Annotated in this window: 17 protein-coding genes and 1 riboswitch; of the genes, 5 read left to right on the top strand and 12 right to left on the bottom strand. The window is 52.8% G+C overall.

Annotation, left to right across the window (positions count from 1 at the left end; all coding sequences use genetic code 11):
* Window positions 1–20: 20 nt before the first annotated feature.
* The 4 genes from KIH86_RS22780 to KIH86_RS22765 form a co-directional block, all read right to left on the bottom strand.
* On the bottom strand, window positions 21–809 hold the full coding sequence (locus KIH86_RS22780; protein WP_223083668.1) for an ABC transporter permease: 789 nt from the start codon (window positions 807–809) through the stop codon (window positions 21–23).
* Between the two features lie 5 nt (window positions 810–814).
* Entirely contained in the window at window positions 815–1609 is a 795-nt protein-coding gene (locus KIH86_RS22775) for an ABC transporter permease (RefSeq protein WP_223083755.1), read from the bottom strand.
* Window positions 1610–1688: 79 nt separating this feature from the next.
* Window positions 1689–2741: an ABC transporter ATP-binding protein gene (locus KIH86_RS22770; RefSeq protein WP_223083667.1), complete on the bottom strand. Its 1053-nt coding sequence runs from the start codon at window positions 2739–2741 to the stop codon at window positions 1689–1691.
* Window positions 2742–2822: 81 nt separating this feature from the next.
* Window positions 2823–3608 carry a GTP cyclohydrolase II gene (locus KIH86_RS22765; protein ID WP_223083666.1) on the bottom strand — a complete coding sequence of 262 codons (786 nt, stop codon included), beginning with the start codon at window positions 3606–3608 and terminating at the stop codon, window positions 2823–2825.
* Between the two features lie 201 nt (window positions 3609–3809).
* Here KIH86_RS22765 and KIH86_RS22760 point away from each other — a divergent pair, with 201 nt between their 5' ends.
* Complete coding sequence (locus tag KIH86_RS22760) at window positions 3810–4136, top strand: winged helix-turn-helix transcriptional regulator (RefSeq protein WP_223083665.1); 327 nt, start codon at window positions 3810–3812, stop codon at window positions 4134–4136.
* A 110-nt stretch (window positions 4137–4246) separates the two neighbouring features.
* Here KIH86_RS22760 and KIH86_RS22755 read toward each other — a convergent pair whose 3' ends face one another.
* From KIH86_RS22755 to KIH86_RS22720, 8 genes are all read right to left on the bottom strand, one after another.
* Window positions 4247–4534 carry a hypothetical protein gene (locus KIH86_RS22755; protein WP_223083664.1) on the bottom strand — a complete coding sequence of 96 codons (288 nt, stop codon included), beginning with the start codon at window positions 4532–4534 and terminating at the stop codon, window positions 4247–4249.
* Between the two features lie 138 nt (window positions 4535–4672).
* Window positions 4673–5398, bottom strand: coding sequence for a 7-carboxy-7-deazaguanine synthase QueE (gene queE, locus KIH86_RS22750; RefSeq protein ID WP_223083663.1), 726 nt, complete (start codon window positions 5396–5398; stop codon window positions 4673–4675).
* Window positions 5395–5874: a 6-carboxytetrahydropterin synthase QueD gene (gene queD / locus KIH86_RS22745; RefSeq protein ID WP_223083662.1), complete on the bottom strand. Its 480-nt coding sequence runs from the start codon at window positions 5872–5874 to the stop codon at window positions 5395–5397. Before queD ends, queE begins: the two co-directional genes overlap by 4 nt.
* A 1-nt stretch (window position 5875) precedes the next feature.
* Complete coding sequence (gene queC, locus KIH86_RS22740) at window positions 5876–6538, bottom strand: 7-cyano-7-deazaguanine synthase QueC (RefSeq protein WP_223083661.1); 663 nt, start codon at window positions 6536–6538, stop codon at window positions 5876–5878.
* A gap of 64 nt (window positions 6539–6602) precedes the next feature.
* Entirely contained in the window at window positions 6603–7103 is a 501-nt protein-coding gene (gene queF / locus KIH86_RS22735; protein WP_223083660.1) for a preQ(1) synthase, read from the bottom strand.
* A 125-nt stretch (window positions 7104–7228) separates the two neighbouring features.
* A riboswitch (PreQ1 riboswitch) is annotated at window positions 7229–7272 on the bottom strand.
* 146 nt (window positions 7273–7418) lie between these two features.
* Window positions 7419–7631: a heavy-metal-associated domain-containing protein gene (locus tag KIH86_RS22730; protein WP_223083659.1), complete on the bottom strand. Its 213-nt coding sequence runs from the start codon at window positions 7629–7631 to the stop codon at window positions 7419–7421.
* 49 nt (window positions 7632–7680) lie between these two features.
* Window positions 7681–9696 carry an urease accessory protein UreH domain-containing protein gene (locus KIH86_RS22725; RefSeq protein WP_223083658.1) on the bottom strand — a complete coding sequence of 672 codons (2016 nt, stop codon included), beginning with the start codon at window positions 9694–9696 and terminating at the stop codon, window positions 7681–7683.
* A 121-nt stretch (window positions 9697–9817) separates the two neighbouring features.
* Window positions 9818–11119: an S-layer homology domain-containing protein gene (locus tag KIH86_RS22720; protein WP_223110673.1), complete on the bottom strand. Its 1302-nt coding sequence runs from the start codon at window positions 11117–11119 to the stop codon at window positions 9818–9820.
* Window positions 11120–11307: 188 nt separating this feature from the next.
* Between KIH86_RS22720 and KIH86_RS22715 the strand changes: the two genes are divergently transcribed.
* From KIH86_RS22715 to KIH86_RS22700, 4 genes are all read left to right on the top strand, one after another.
* Window positions 11308–12117 carry a sensor histidine kinase gene (locus KIH86_RS22715; protein WP_235775555.1) on the top strand — a complete coding sequence of 270 codons (810 nt, stop codon included), beginning with the start codon at window positions 11308–11310 and terminating at the stop codon, window positions 12115–12117.
* Window positions 12114–12758, top strand: coding sequence for a response regulator (locus KIH86_RS22710; RefSeq protein WP_223083655.1), 645 nt, complete (start codon window positions 12114–12116; stop codon window positions 12756–12758). The genes KIH86_RS22715 and KIH86_RS22710 overlap by 4 nt, the downstream gene beginning before the upstream one ends.
* 77 nt (window positions 12759–12835) lie before the next feature.
* On the top strand, window positions 12836–13132 hold the full coding sequence (locus KIH86_RS22705) for an ArsR/SmtB family transcription factor (protein WP_223083654.1): 297 nt from the start codon (window positions 12836–12838) through the stop codon (window positions 13130–13132).
* A gap of 60 nt (window positions 13133–13192) precedes the next feature.
* Window positions 13193–14374: an MFS transporter gene (locus tag KIH86_RS22700; protein ID WP_235775554.1), complete on the top strand. Its 1182-nt coding sequence runs from the start codon at window positions 13193–13195 to the stop codon at window positions 14372–14374.
* The last annotated feature ends 54 nt before the right edge of the window (window positions 14375–14428 follow it).

Below are 14428 nucleotides of genomic sequence, written 5' to 3'. Positions count from 1 at the left end.
CTTGCGAACGAACTCATTCTTTATGATCCTGCGCCCTTGTAGCGGCGCACTCCCCGGCTCCAGGTGAACAGCCCGATGCCGAGGAATATCGCGCCCATGACAGGCGTGAGCAGCGCCATCCGCGTCATCTCATCGCGCCCCAGGAAGAGAGCGGCGGGATATACGCCTACAAAAGCGAAGGGCAGTATCCAGGTGAGCAGCACCTGAATCGCCCGGTTGTAAATCGTTACCGGATAGCGTCCGTACGTCTGGATGTTGTACATTAGCGGAATAATGCCGGTCGGCGCGTCCGAGTAGAACGACAGCGAGGTCAGCGTCGTATAGATGCCGGTATAAATCGCCGTTGCGCTGAGCGTCAGCACAATTATCGCTGGAATGGTCCACCATTCGAATGGAAGGCCGAGGTTATACCCGCTGACCCCCATGATCACTAGGCCGATTAGCGAGCCGACCAGCGAAGGCGGATCGACATTTTCCAGAAAGATTTGAAACAGATTATGCGCCGGTCGGGTCAAGATTCGGTCCATCTCGCCTTTGACAATATAACGGTCGCTGAAATTCCACATATTGACGAAGCAGCTGAAGACGCCGTAAGGCACCATGAAGAATCCGTACACGAAGACAACCTCGTTCTGGCTCCAGCCTGCCAGGCTGTTCGTATGCATGAAGATTACAAAGATGAAGATCAGGTTTGTGGCCTGGAACAGCAGATCGGAGATGACTTCAACCCAGAAGTCGGCCCGATAGGTGAGGCGGGTCTTCATGTAATTTTTCAAATATTCCGACAAGAGTCCCAAATGATATCTCATGATGATCAGCCCCCCTGCACGAACAGCCGCTGCCTTGCAGAGCGGTACAAGAAGAATAGCGGAATGAGCAGCACAGCGAACCAGAAGATCTGGATGCCGAGCACATTCCATATCCCGACGCCCTTCACCCGGCCCGTAAAAACGGAGCCAGGCAAATAGGTGATCGCCTGGAACGGCAGCAGCTTCAGGATTCCCGACAGCCAGCCCGGGAAGAGGCTGATCGGAATAATAAGGCCGGAGAACAGATCGACGATGACGCGTTTCATCCGCATCAATCCCTCGTTATTCTCTACAAAGAACGCCAGCAGTCCGGTAATGACATTGATCTGCGAGTTGATCAGGAAGCTGAAGAACAGCATAACCAGGAATCCCGCCCACGCCGCAGGATCACTCGGCAGCTTCACGGGGAACAGCAGCATGGCAATCGCCATGCCCGGAATCATGAACAGCATGAACCGGAACATGCCCTCGCCGAGGCCCTGCATCATTTTGGCCAGGACATAATTGTAAGGACGGATGAACTGGATCGCAATGCTGCCGTCGCGGATATCGGTTGAAATCTCCCGGTCCAGATTGTTGAAATAAAATGCTCTTGCCATCCACGAGACGGCCACATAGGTCGTCATCTGTGAGGCGGTGAAGCCGCCGAGAGACTCCCCTTGTCCGTAAATGGCCTTCCAGGTGAAATAATTGACGCCAATATTCAGGGAGTAGATGAGAATGCCTGTATAATAATTCAACCGGTAAGCCAGCATCGTCAGGAAACGGATGCGGATGAAATCGAAGTAGGCGTCAAGCAGCAGACGCCTCTCGCTTCGGGCGGGCTTCATCTCTCCCCCAAATCCGCCTCCGGCCGGGGCGGCGGCTCCCGCTGTTCGCTTAAACATGGCCGGCTCCTTCCCCGGAGACCGCCAGAACCGCCTCTTCGCTCTTGCTTGCCGAGCCCGACTGGTAAATGCTGCGTACAATGTCATCCGTATTGGTCTCGATAATCTTGATGTCGGTAATGTCGGCCTGTCCCACGACACGGGCGAGCACATCGGAGACATTCAGCTCCAGCGGAATCCAGGCCGTCGCGCCCAGCTGGTTCTCGGCCGACCATTTAACCGGCATGCCGAATGTCAGCTCCTCCAGCTTGGCCAGCCTTGTCGGCGCGCCGAACTGGAACTCGACCTCGCGGCCGGTTCCCCAGCGCTGCTTCAGCTCATCCAGGCCGCCATCATAGATGATCCGCCCGTCATCGAGCATGATAACGCGGGAACAGAGTGCTTCGATATCCTGCAGGTCATGCGTTGTCAGCAGGATCGTCGTTCCGTGCTCGCGGTTCATGTCCTTCAGGAAGGAGCGAATCTCCGATTTGACCACGATATCCAGACCGATCGTCGGCTCGTCCAGGAAGACGATCGACGGGTTGTGCAGCAGCGCTGCAACCAGCTCGCAGCGCATCCGCTGGCCCAGACTCAGCTTGCGGACCGGACGGTTCAGCAGCTCCTGAAGCTCCAGCCGTTCGACCAGCTCGTCCAGCCGCTTCCGGTAATCGGCCTCGCCGACCCGGTACACCTTCCGCAGCAGCTCGAAGGATTCCACGACACCGATATCCCACCAGAGCTGGCTGCGCTGCCCGAAGACGACGCCGATATTGCGGACGAACTTCTCCCGCTCCTCGTAGGGAACGAAGCCGCCGACGGTCAAGCGGCCGGAGGTCGGCACGAGAATGCCGGTCAGCATCTTGATCGTGGTGGATTTACCGGCACCATTCTCGCCGATGTAGCCGCAGATCTCACCCTCAGGAATCTGAAACGAGATATCCTTGACGGCCATCACTTCATTGTATTCCCGCTTAAACAAATCAACGAAGGCCCCTTTGAGGCCTCCGCGGTTTTTTTGCACTTTAAAGGTTTTTCGCAAATCCTGTACATCTATAGCTGCCATATTCTACCTCTCTTGCCCGTTATGGTTCATTCAACATCCCATTATAAAGGAACGGGCGCGAAAGCACCACCTATTTGCCTCTTACAGATTGCCTGCCGCCATACCCGTGAACGGCTGGCTCTCTTCCGCCTCCAGATGTCCGGAACGAACTACCTTTGTGCGGAGATACTTCTCGTTGAATACGGACACGTCGCCCCACAGCGGAACGCGTCTCGCCACGTTCATGCCCGCAGCCTTGAGAGCTCTCAGCTTCTTCGGGTTGTTGGTGATCAGCGTTACCGGCTTCGACCGGAGTGCCTTCAGCACACTGATTGCGTCTGAGTAATCCCGGCTGTCATCTTCGAATCCAAGCTCCAGATTCGCTTCAACTGTATCCAAGCCTTCCTCCTGAAGCAGGTAGGCGAATGCTTTGCTGAACAGGCCGATGCCTCTTCCCTCGTGGTTCGCCAGATAAAAGAGCGCGCCGGAGCCGTTCTCCACGATCATCCGCATGGACTGACGGAGCTGATAGCCGCAATCACAGCGTTTGCTGCCGAAAATATCGCCGGTATGGCAAATGCTGTGCATCCGGATCAGCGCCTGTTCATCATGCTCGAAATCACCGTAGACGAGGACGCTGGATTGCTGGCTGTCGGCCAGCTTCATGGAAGGCAGACGGGCGATCAGCTTCTCTGTCATATCTTCGCCGGATAATTCCTGCCGTTCTTCTTCCGTAACATGCAGCCAGCTGTACCATTTGAAGGTGACCGTCTCTCCGTCCAGATTTACCGGAAGTGTAATGGGTCCGACCAGAATATTAGCGGAATCACCGCGATCAATGGTTTGAATTTTGTTCTTAAGTATGGAAGCAATCTCTGGTTTTATCATGAGAGCGCACCTTCCTTGATTATAAATGTCGGTTAGACTGCCGCAAACGGCAGCTCTCTTACTTTTCAAACAATTTTATGAAGTAACTATTTGTAAGTAAGTTTACCATTGTAATATAAATTCGTCAAGTTATAATGTATATATAAATATTTATAATTACTTTTTGTAAGTCTGTGTTATACTAAAGGCAGAGGTGATTCCATGAAGGACTTTGAAATGTGTCCACGCTTTGAGAAAGCGGTCGATTTGCTGAGCAAGCGCTGGGTCGCGCTCATTGTCTTCGTTCTCATGCAGGGCCCGCGGCGTTTCGGAGAAATCGAAAGCTGCCTGTCCAACCTCAGCGGCAAGGTGCTATCCGACCGGCTGAAGGAAATGGAGGCCGAAGGAATTATCGAGCGCAAGGTTTATCCGGAAATTCCGGTGCGCATTGAATATTCGTTGACATGCAAAGGCGAAGCGCTTGCTCCGATTCTCAAGGAAATCAGCGGCTGGTCCTCGGAGTGGGTCCAGCTGGAAGCCGTGAATTAAGGTTTTAGCCGAAAAAGCGCCTGTATTGTGTGCCCTCTATTGAGAGACAATACGGCGCTTTTTCAACGGTTTCCTGAGGTCAGGAGTCATCCGGGATCTATGCTGCTTCACTATTTCAGCTTTCGGGCTAAAAAAATCCGTTCCAGCTTAAGCTCGATCATTCGCTCTTTCCACGCAAGCAGTTGGTTCTCGTCGCCTTCGCCGTTCTCCAGCTTGCTGAACAGTTCCTTAAGCACGACATTGATATCCTCAAACCGGCACTGAAGCTCCTTCTGCCGGCGCTCGCTCTCGGTAGTACCGGCTACCATACGAAGGGATTCCATCAGCTCGGCCTGCCACTCCGCATCCCCGATTTGTTTCGCAAGGTTGTACAGGTCCAGATAATCGTCGATTGACATAGCCTTCACTCCCCTTTTCGGTTCATTTATACCAAGTATTATACTGAGAATAATGGATTTTGCAATACTGAAGTAAAAAAAGGAAGACCACCTCCTCATGGAAGCGGCTTCCCCAAATTAGGAGCAACTGATGAGAGCTTATTTGCCTCGTTTATTGTGCCAAATCAGGGCATGAAGCTGCGGCAGAACACGGGCCGCGTTCATCTCCGGATCGGATATCGCCTTATTGAACAGCCATTCCAGACGTCCGAGAAGCCGGGCCGAAATATCCCCTTCCTCGGTTACATTGTCGTTGCCCGGCTGCAGATAGAACGGAACATCCGGATAACGTTTATGAACTTGAACTGCATATTCATAGTCCTTGTCATCAAATACAACAACCTTCAAGCTAAATGTGCCCTGTGCATTCGCCCGAACCTCAGCCAAGATGGAGTCCAGCATCGCCCAGTCCGTTAACATGCCGGAGCTTGGCGGCTTCGGACTTATTGTGAGGGCATCCACCTGAAGGAACCAGTCCTGCCACCGGCTGCCCTGTGTCTCGATCGCAACCTTGATGCCGCGATCATGTAGTAGCCCGATCAGCTCTGAGATCCCTTCGCCGATCAGCGCCGGGTTGCCTCCGGAAATGGTCACAGTGTCGAACCGTTCTCCGCCGATCTCCAGCAGCCCGGACAGCACCTCCTCCGGCTGCATCATCACCCGCAAATCCTTGCCGCTCCCGTCCCAAGTGAAGGCGGAATCGCACCAGGAACACCGGTAATCGCAGCCGTAAGTCCGGACGAACATCGTCTTGACTCCAATGACTGCTCCTTCTCCCTGAATCGTCGGGCCGAACATTTCGATAACCGGAATCAGGGCGCTCATAGATCGCAGCCTCCATTCATACAGTAGGCCGGACCCTGCTCGGGAATATCGGCGGCCAGCACCTCGGCCCAGGCGGTCGGAGTCTCCCAGAGCTTCACGGAGTAGACAGGCAGTCCGCTCTCTTTCAGCGTATAAGCGATATAACCGGCCAGGTTCTCGGCTGTCGTGCGGAAGGATAGGAGCGCTACCTTGGAACCTGATGCCTGAAGCGTCTCGAGAACAGGCTCATCTCCTTTTGCCATAAAGGCGTGGTCCAGCTTGTCGACGATTCTCTCCTTCACCAACGCCTTGATATCGCCGAAATCGGCGACAAAACCCTCGTCAGACCGCCCTTCTTCGGTTACAGGCTGGCCCTTAAGCACAACTTCCAGCCTGTAAGTATGGCCGTGAACGTTGGCGCATTTGCCTTTGTGCCCGATCAGCTGATGCGCCGCATCGAATGAGAAGATTTTACATACGGATACTTCGTGCAGCATCTTACCCGTTCACCGTCTTTCGGACGGCCTCATACTGCTGAAGTCCGCGGTTCCGGAGCTGGCAGGCCGGACATTCGCCGCAGCCGCTTCCCTTGATCCCGTTGTAGCAGGTCAGCGTATGCTCTCTTACATATTCGAATTGTCCAAGCTCGTCGGCCAGCTGCCACGTTTCTTTCTTATCCAGCCACATAAGCGGAGTATGGATGACAAATTCATAGTCCATCGAGAGATTAAGCGTCACGTTCAGCGACTTCACAAACACATCCCGGCAGTCGGGATATCCGCTGAAATCCGTCTGGCACACACCGGTTACGATGTGATGATAGCCGAGCTGCTTAGCCAGTATGGCCGCGAACGACAGGAAGAGCAGGTTGCGTCCGTCAACGAAGGTGCTGGGCAATTCACCTTCCTCGCCCGCCGATATTTCAATATCGCTGCGGGTGAGCGCATTGGGAGCCAGCTGGTTCAGCAGGCCGAGATCCAGAATATGCTGCTTCACTCCGAAATGGCCGGCAATTTCCTTGGCAACCTCGATTTCCGCTGCGTGCCGCTGGTTATAATTAAAGGTCACGACCTGAACTTCTTCGAACTGCTTCAGAGCCCAAGCCAGGCAGGTTGTGCTGTCCTGACCGCCGCTGAAGACGACTAGCGCTTTTTTATTCATGGGATTAATTCCTCTCCTTAATCTGCTTAAGCATTAGACAAAGACGATTCCGACAACCCGTTGATTACCGGTTATCTACCTTCTCCGGATACAAATCGTGGTTCAGCAGCCGATGCTCGGCAATGGCCTCGAATTTGGTTCCCGGGCGTCCATAGTTGCAGTAAGGATCGATGGAGATGCCGCCGCGCGGCGTAAATTTACCCCATACCTCGATATAGCGCGGGTCCATCAGGGCAATCAGATCATTCATGATGATGTTCACGCAGTCTTCGTGGAAATCGCCATGATTACGGAAGCTGAAGAGATACAGCTTGAGCGACTTGGACTCTACCATTTTCACTTCCGGAATATAGGAAATATAGATCGTGGCGAAGTCGGGCTGGCCGGTTACCGGACAGAGACTTGTAAATTCCGGACAATTAAATTTGACAAAATAATCGCGTCCCGGATGCTTGTTGTCGAACGTCTCCAGCACACCCGGATCATAACCGAAATTGTACATTGTACCCTGGTTTCCGAGGAGTGTAACTTCGGGCATTTCTTCTTTTTTTCTACCTTCGGACATAATAAAAAATCCCTCTCTTTTCCATCGGCGCACCGGCGCCGTTATATTGGAAAGAAGAACGAGACTTCATCAAACCAATCCATAACACTAAGAAAAACACAAGCAGACATGCCGGTCCCGGCACATCGTTCTTAGTTTTTTATAGAGGGAGTTTGCGAACCTCTCCCGCGGGCTCAGCCGCGGATTTTCTTCTTCAGTTAGTTCATGCGTAAGAACTATAACATAGGTAACCGCAATAGACAAGGTTGAACACGAAGACACAAACGGAACAATAATGGATCGGCTTCCACTTTGTCCCGTTTGCTCATTTCCTGTTCATTTTGGGGATACAGAGAATCCCAGGGTTTCGATGGCTCGGACGACCTCCGATAATTCCAGGGCTTCATCCTCATATTCGATAATGGCCTTCTCTCTCGCATAACTGACGGATATCCTCTGGACCCCATTCAGTTTGCGCAATTCCGCTTCTATCGTTTTGGAACACATCTTGCAGGTCATTCCATGTACATGCAGAGTCGCTTCCGCCACATTGATTCCTCCTCCCCGATGCCATCCTTCGGCGCTCAGTTCCGAACTGTCACTCTGTAACCGTAATATGGCTTTCAATCATTTCCATCCAGCATGTAAAAGAAAAATCTCCCGCCTCTGTCGGTGTGAATTCCACAACATTATCCCCGGGTACAAGCTTCTTTCGCAAATGAAAGGCAGGGACAATAATCTCGTTGTTGCAGTCATTCAACTGCTCCCGGCTTACACGAATGATCCATTTTACCGGGATTCCTCTCTTGACCGTAATTGGAGAATAGCTGTCTTTTTTTACGATGGTGACAACGGTCTGAATTTCCTGATCATGTTTCGGTGACGCCTTGGGAGACGCAACGGCTTGAGCCGTGGCAGCCGGTTTAGGCTTATGAGAAGCATCAACTTTAGCTGTGGCAGTCGGCTTGGCAGAAGCTGCAGGGGTCGGTTCCACTGTCGCAGCAGCCGATTCTTTCTTGATGGTGGAAGGTTTCGGCTGTTGAGTGGCGGCGTCGGCTGATTTCGCTTTGTTCTCTGTCGCAGGCTTGACCGTAGGCTCCAGTCTCCGTTCCTCCTTGTGATCCCTGCCATTCGCTGAAGCATGGCCCGGAGTGGGCGTCGGCTTGCTTGCCGGGACGGCAGAGGCTTTGGGAGACGGAATCTGATGCAGGGCTGAATCGGCAGGCTCCGCACTGGGAATGCCGACCTTGGCCGGCGGCACGGCTGTTGCAGCAGCATGTCCATTGTAACTGTGAGGGTTGTTTCCTTCATCCGGATTAAGAAAGGTCGGGATCGGGGATGCGCCGGATGTGATCTGGGGACTTGGTACAGTCGAATTTATTGTCGTCCCGCTCACAGTTAACAATCGATTCCGATCATAGCGACCAACATCATCCACAACGACAATGCTGCTCCGGATCATTCCCATCCAGCAGGAATACTCATAGACGCCTTCTTCCTTCGGGGTGAAACTGATGAGATTGTCGCCAGCCTGAAGCTTCTGCTCGATCTTTAACCTGGGAATGCTGAGCGCATCGTTGCAGGTGTTCAGATTCTCTTGTTCAATATGCAAATTCCAGGTGACGGGTATTCCCTTTTGCACGACGATCTGCGGATAGCTGTTCTTCCCTGCTTGCGCTGTCGCAAGCTGAGTTTGACCGTTCTCGTTCAGCTCGGCGATCACCGCATTGGGGCTGATACGCCCTTGTTCGTAAGGAAGGGATATGCCTGCAAGGGCAAATCCCCTATTCAGCATGACCAGACCCAGAATAATGACAATCACGGCGCTTGCCTTCAATACTTGTCCGGCGAACTTCTTGCTCAGCATCGGGTGGATGGCCCCGAACAGAAAGAGCATCGGAACCGTGCCCAGAGAGAAGGCCAGCATCGACAGAGCCCCATGGACCACACTGCCTGTTCCAAGAGCATATAACTGCATAATTTGTAGCGGTCCGCAGGGCATTAACGCACTGAGCAAGCCGACTGCCAAAGGACCCAGACCGGAGGCCCCGTTCCGGATCACATTGAACGCAAATGAGGGCATGCTCAGGTTGAATCTTCGCAAGACTTTGAACAAGCCCAGCAAATTGAATCCCATAATGATCATGAACAGACCGCCAATGAGAGGAATGATTCCGCGCCAGATTCCCGGCAATTGAAAGACCTGGCCGATTCCGCCCGCAAGTCCCCCAAATAACGTATAAGAGATAATCCGGCCGCCATTATAGCGGATGGAGGGGATATAACGCTGCAACCGTTCGAGTTTGTTCAGCTTATTCCGGCTCCGCATGGACTGGGAGATCGCAATCCCTCCGCACATCCCCGCACAATGAAAAGAGGTAAGAATGCCGACCGTAAAGATCATGCCGTAGCCTGCATCCATGGATAGCTGCGGGACATTCTTCATCAGGACCAAATCCAGAAGAAAGGTTCTCCATTCCGGATGAAGCCAGAGCAGCATGGCGGCCGACAGAATCACCGCCGCTGCCAGAAACCATCTTATTCCTTTCCCGATGTCACGGGTCCGCAGATTTCGCTCATCGGCGTGACTGGTATCCGTCAAGTGATCAGACATTGTTCCTCATTCCTTGTTAACTGAATTATCTATACGCATTTCCTAACCTCTCAAACCTTGCTCATCCGGAAATCATTCAGCCTCTCCCAGCCTCCGCGATGAAATTATTGAAGAACAGCAGTTACTCCATATGCTCCCTCCCGCTGCTCGAATCTTGATCGCCGTCAGCCGGCGCATCGACGGCGGTTACATCCTGTGAAAGGGAAGCGACATGAATAATATCCCCCTCGATCGTACCGGATACATGGATCACGATATTAGTCTCTTTCTTGATGCTGTCGATCAACACGGCAGCCAGCTCATGGCCTCTCGTATCAAACTTGTAGTATTTGTACTTGCCGTCTGTCTGAAGGACGTCGATTCCGAATCCGGACGAAGCGCAGCCCGGCATCAGCAGGCATTTCTTCGAATGCTTCGTGGGGTCGCTTGTTCCGCTGTGATGGCCTTCGATAAGAATACCGTCCAGTTCCTGCAAATTGGCCGCTGCGCTGTCGTTGCCGTTGCCGCTATCGCTACCGCCGGGAGCGATCTTTACGACCTGAAGCTTGCCTGACACCAATCCGTCCACCGCATCCACGACAGCTGTTCCGGATTCGATTCCGGCTACAGCGGCAGCTCCGGCAAGTGAAGCATCGCCCGCCGCGGTCAGTGAATAAACGGTTTCGCTGCCGTTTGCAGTCTTCTCCTTCAGACCGAAGCCTCCTGAGGTCTGGACAATTGTGCCGGTATGCTCCTGTTCCGCTGTAAAAGCCGGCGGCTGCACGTCAAGCGGCTGTGCGCCGTTTGCCTTGGCTAGAAAGAACACGGCCTCTGACCGGGTTAGCAGCTTTTGCGGCAGCAGATATCCATCGGATGATGCTTCTATGTATCCTTGAGCCGCCGCCTGGCGCAGCCACTGCCCCACCTCACCGGCAGGAAGATAGGCGATATCTTTGTAGGCATGAAGATTGTCAGCCGATGCTTCCTTCCAGTTTAAGGCAGTTGCAAAGGCAGCGGCAGCCTCGGCCCGTGTCGCCGGCTGGTTCGGCCGGAAAGCGCCGTCCGCATCAGCGCTTAAATAGCCATCTCCCGCTGCCTGGCTTATAGCCGATGCATACCATGAGCCGGAGCGCACGTCGGAGAAGGATGCCGCTTTTTTCGTCTCTTCATCCGGAAATGCTTTGGTGAGCAGCACCGCCAGTTCCGCCCGAGTGATCGGGGAGTCGGGATGAAAGCTCCCGTCCTGATAGCCGGTCAGAAGCTTTTGCCCGATTGAACGCTCAATAATCGTCTCGGACCAATGACCGCTGTAATCTTTGGCGCCTGCTTGACCTTCATTCGCGTAGACCGGGGCTCCCCCCGCCTCAAGGGCTGCCGTGATCGCCAATATGGCGAGCGGCGCCTTTTTTACCGCTGATCTGTACTTTTTGTAAACCATCTTCATCATCCACTCCTCCTTCAAATGAGTCACATCTTAATTCCGATTTATTTTATGTGATTTATGTGATTATTTTCACTATACATTGTTCGTATTTGCGTTACTATAGCCTTTTCTAGCTATTTATGCCGACGGATTGTGACAAAATGGAAAATCCGATAAAAAGCGAGGGATTCCGAATGACGTACAGACAAATGAAGTGGTTGATTCTAACGATCCCGACTTTCACCATGGGCTTGTGGGAGTACGTACGGCACAAATTTCTGCTCCCTTACATCACGATGGATTTAGGAAATTGGCTGGCGCCGGTTGTCGTATTTCTAGCCACCCTTCTGTTCCTGATCCCGCTGTTCTCGTTAATCGAGAGAAATCAGGCGGAACTGAATGAGGCCCGCAGCCTGCAAGCCGCACTTCAGGAACGGGAGCAGCTATCCAGAGAACTCCATGACGGCATCATGCAGTCTTTGTTCCTTCTGAACGCCCAGGTGAGCCGGATGGAACAGATATCGGATAACGATGGCAGCCTGTTCCAGTCCTTCAAAGAAAGCATTCACCGCACAAATGTATATGTGAGAGAAGCCATTGCCAATCTGCGGTATCCGAACGACTGCCTCCATATGCCCTGGGTTCAGGGGATCGAGCATCTGGTGGACACCTATAAGCAGGAAACCGATATGGCGTTCAAGCTACATTGGGCCCTGCCGGAGCATCTGCTTACAACGAAGGAGAAAATCGAGCTGTTCGCCTCGGTTCGCGAAGCGCTCGTCAATATCCGCAAGCATGCGGAAGCGAACAGTGTCCGGATTGAAGCCGCGCCTACGGCTAACGGTTGGGAGTGCCTGGTATGCGATAACGGCAAGGGATTTGCCGAAGCTCCTTCGCATGAGAATCGATACGGCCTCAAAATGATGGAAGACCGCGCGAGAACAATGAACTGGCATTTTCATTTTGGAAGGAACGAGGGTGAAACGATCTTCAGTATTCGAAAGGGGGAAGCCGCATGAATACACCTGTCCGTGTGATCGTGATCGACGATAGTGAACAGGCCCGGGAGGGCATTCACACCATCCTTGGCGGCGATCCGGCATTTGAATTCGTTGCTGAAGGCAGAGACGGCATTGAAGCAATTGAGCTGACGGAGCGATGGATGCCGGACCTCATTCTGATGGACATTCAAATGCCCGTGATGGACGGTCTGGAAGCAACGAAACGGATCAAGGAAAGATTCCCCTATGTAAAAATTGTTATTCTCACCGTATCCGACGACATTACCCATTTGTTCGAAGCTCTCAAAAAGGGCGCACAGGGCTATATGCTGAAGAATTTAAAGCCAGAATCCTGGGGTGAATATTTAAGGGCAATCGCCCTGGATGAGGCCCCGATGACCCGTGAGCTTGCCCACCTTCTTCTTAACGAGTTCTCACGGACGAAACAACCGGAGGCATGCGGAGACCCGCTGACCGGACGGGAACGGGAAATCCTGACATTGGTCGCGAAAGGCTTGTCCAACCGGGACATTTCGCTGCAGCTGATCATCTCCGAGCATACGGTTAAGAATCATTTGAAAAATATTATGCAGAAGCTTCATATGGAGAATCGCGTCCAGCTTGCGAGGTACGTCTATGAGCAGAATTGGCTGGGTTAGCCAGAATGGGCTGAAAAGATGCGGTCGGATTTCCAAATTTCTCTTGACAGTATGAAGTAAAAAGATATCATAGTTGTATGACTATTGAACAACAAACACTACTTAACGATGAGCAGCGTGTGCAGATTTTCAAGGCATTGGCCGATCCCACCCGTCTTCAGATTATCCGGACGCTGAGAGACAGCAGAACGGAGCTGAACTGCGGAGAGGTCGGCGAACGATGTGAAGCATCCAAATCGAACGCCTCATATCATTTCCGCACCTTGCGAGAAGCGGGACTGATTATGGTAAGAAAGGAAGCGCAGACGAAGTACATACAGATTCGACAAGAAACGTTCGATCATTATTTGCCCGGATTCCTGGATACCCTGTGATCCGGTTTTTTATCGCCGTTTAGTTCAATGGTTATTTAACTAATGAAATAGGAGGTCATTATGCAAAAAACAAGCCTTACGCTCTTCTTTCTCATCATGTTCGTTGTCGGTACAGATACGTTCCTGATCAGTCCGCTGCTCCCTGTCCTGCGGGAGGACTTCGGGGTGTCTACGGCTCTGTCAGGGTGGATGGTCAGTGCCTATGCGCTCGGCTACGCGATTTTCGCCTTAATAGCCGGCCCCTTGTCAGATCGGTTAAATCGGAAGCCGGTTATGATTGCAGGAATGCTCGCCTTCGCGCTGTCTACAGCGCTCTGTGCAGCCGCAACCGGATTCTGGAGCATGCTGCTGTTCCGGTTCCTCGCCGGCGTAAGCGCGGCATTCGTAACGCCTCAGGTGTGGGCCTCGATTCCGATTCTTCTGCCCAAGGAACGGATTCTGCAGGGTATGGGTATCGCAACCGCTGGTCTCTCCTGCGCGCAACTGCTTGGTCTCCCGCTGGGCGGATTCTTCGCTGTTCATTCCTGGAAGACACCCTTTCTGGTGATCGCGGGCTTCTCTCTCCTCCTGACACTGCTTCTATTAACCCTTCTGCCCTCCATCCCCTCCAGGCTCGCAGCAGGAACAGCGCCCAGTCTGCTGAAGCCTTACGCCTCTCTTCTCTCCTCTAGAACCGCCATTTTGGCATTCTTCGCATACTTTATATTTCAAATTGGAAACTTTGCCGTCTTCTCGTTTCTTGGCTCCTGGCTCTCCCAATCATTCGGCCTTGGCGTCTCCCGGATCGGCCAGGTGATGCTGTTTCTCGGACTTGGCAATCTGCTTGGCAGCCTGTTCGGCAGTCGATTAAGCGGACGCTATGGACGCTACACCGTCTTGGCCGGGGGCATGCTATTGAATGTGCTGCTGTTCCCTATACTCGCCATAACCGGTAATTTGACAGGCATACAGGCGGAGCTGGTACTCATTTACGGAATTGGCGGCACACTGTTTCCGCTCATGGTCAGCATTCTGCAGGGTCTGACGGTTAATGCCAGGGGGACGGTGTCGGCTCTGACCAACACCCTCATGTATCTGGGAACGACAATCGGTGCGGCAGCGGCGGGAGCCGTATACCAATCGACTGGTCATTTCCTCAGCGTTGCGCTTGTAACGGCTTGCTGCCTGCTTCTGTCCATATGGCTGTTTCATCGAAGCGGCGCCGCAGCACCGGCACGGATTCAATCCGAAAAAGCGGGGTAAATTACACATTATAGACCTGATGAACGACACTTGCGGCAAAGGATGGGATTATCT

It is taken from the genome of Paenibacillus sinensis (assembly GCF_019904155.1).
Taxonomy (GTDB): Bacteria; Bacillota; Bacilli; order Paenibacillales; family Paenibacillaceae; genus Paenibacillus_AQ; species Paenibacillus_AQ sinensis.
This window is presented reverse-complemented; position numbering and strand designations above follow the sequence as displayed.

Bases quoted from the DNA above. Each gene is read 5' to 3' on its own strand.
- KIH86_RS22760 (WP_223083665.1), top strand. From the start codon at position 3,810: ATGAAGGACTTTGAAATGTGTCCACGCTTTGAGAAAGCGGTCGATTTG.
- KIH86_RS22720 (WP_223110673.1), bottom strand. From the start codon at position 11,119: ATGAAGATGGTTTACAAAAAGTACAGATCAGCGGTAAAAAAGGCGCCG.
- KIH86_RS22765 (WP_223083666.1), bottom strand. From the start codon at position 3,608: ATGATAAAACCAGAGATTGCTTCCATACTTAAGAACAAAATTCAAACC.
- KIH86_RS22725 (WP_223083658.1), bottom strand. From the start codon at position 9,696: ATGTCTGATCACTTGACGGATACCAGTCACGCCGATGAGCGAAATCTG.
- KIH86_RS22700 (WP_235775554.1), top strand. From the start codon at position 13,193: ATGCAAAAAACAAGCCTTACGCTCTTCTTTCTCATCATGTTCGTTGTC.
- KIH86_RS22780 (WP_223083668.1), bottom strand. From the start codon at position 809: ATGAGATATCATTTGGGACTCTTGTCGGAATATTTGAAAAATTACATG.
- queF (WP_223083660.1), bottom strand. From the start codon at position 7,103: ATGTCCGAAGGTAGAAAAAAAGAAGAAATGCCCGAAGTTACACTCCTC.
- KIH86_RS22705 (WP_223083654.1), top strand. From the start codon at position 12,836: ATGACTATTGAACAACAAACACTACTTAACGATGAGCAGCGTGTGCAG.
- KIH86_RS22715 (WP_235775555.1), top strand. From the start codon at position 11,308: ATGAAGTGGTTGATTCTAACGATCCCGACTTTCACCATGGGCTTGTGG.
- queE (WP_223083663.1), bottom strand. From the start codon at position 5,398: ATGAGCGCCCTGATTCCGGTTATCGAAATGTTCGGCCCGACGATTCAG.
- KIH86_RS22770 (WP_223083667.1), bottom strand. From the start codon at position 2,741: ATGGCAGCTATAGATGTACAGGATTTGCGAAAAACCTTTAAAGTGCAA.
- KIH86_RS22710 (WP_223083655.1), top strand. From the start codon at position 12,114: ATGAATACACCTGTCCGTGTGATCGTGATCGACGATAGTGAACAGGCC.
- queD (WP_223083662.1), bottom strand. From the start codon at position 5,874: ATGCTGCACGAAGTATCCGTATGTAAAATCTTCTCATTCGATGCGGCG.
- queC (WP_223083661.1), bottom strand. From the start codon at position 6,538: ATGAATAAAAAAGCGCTAGTCGTCTTCAGCGGCGGTCAGGACAGCACA.
- KIH86_RS22755 (WP_223083664.1), bottom strand. From the start codon at position 4,534: ATGTCAATCGACGATTATCTGGACCTGTACAACCTTGCGAAACAAATC.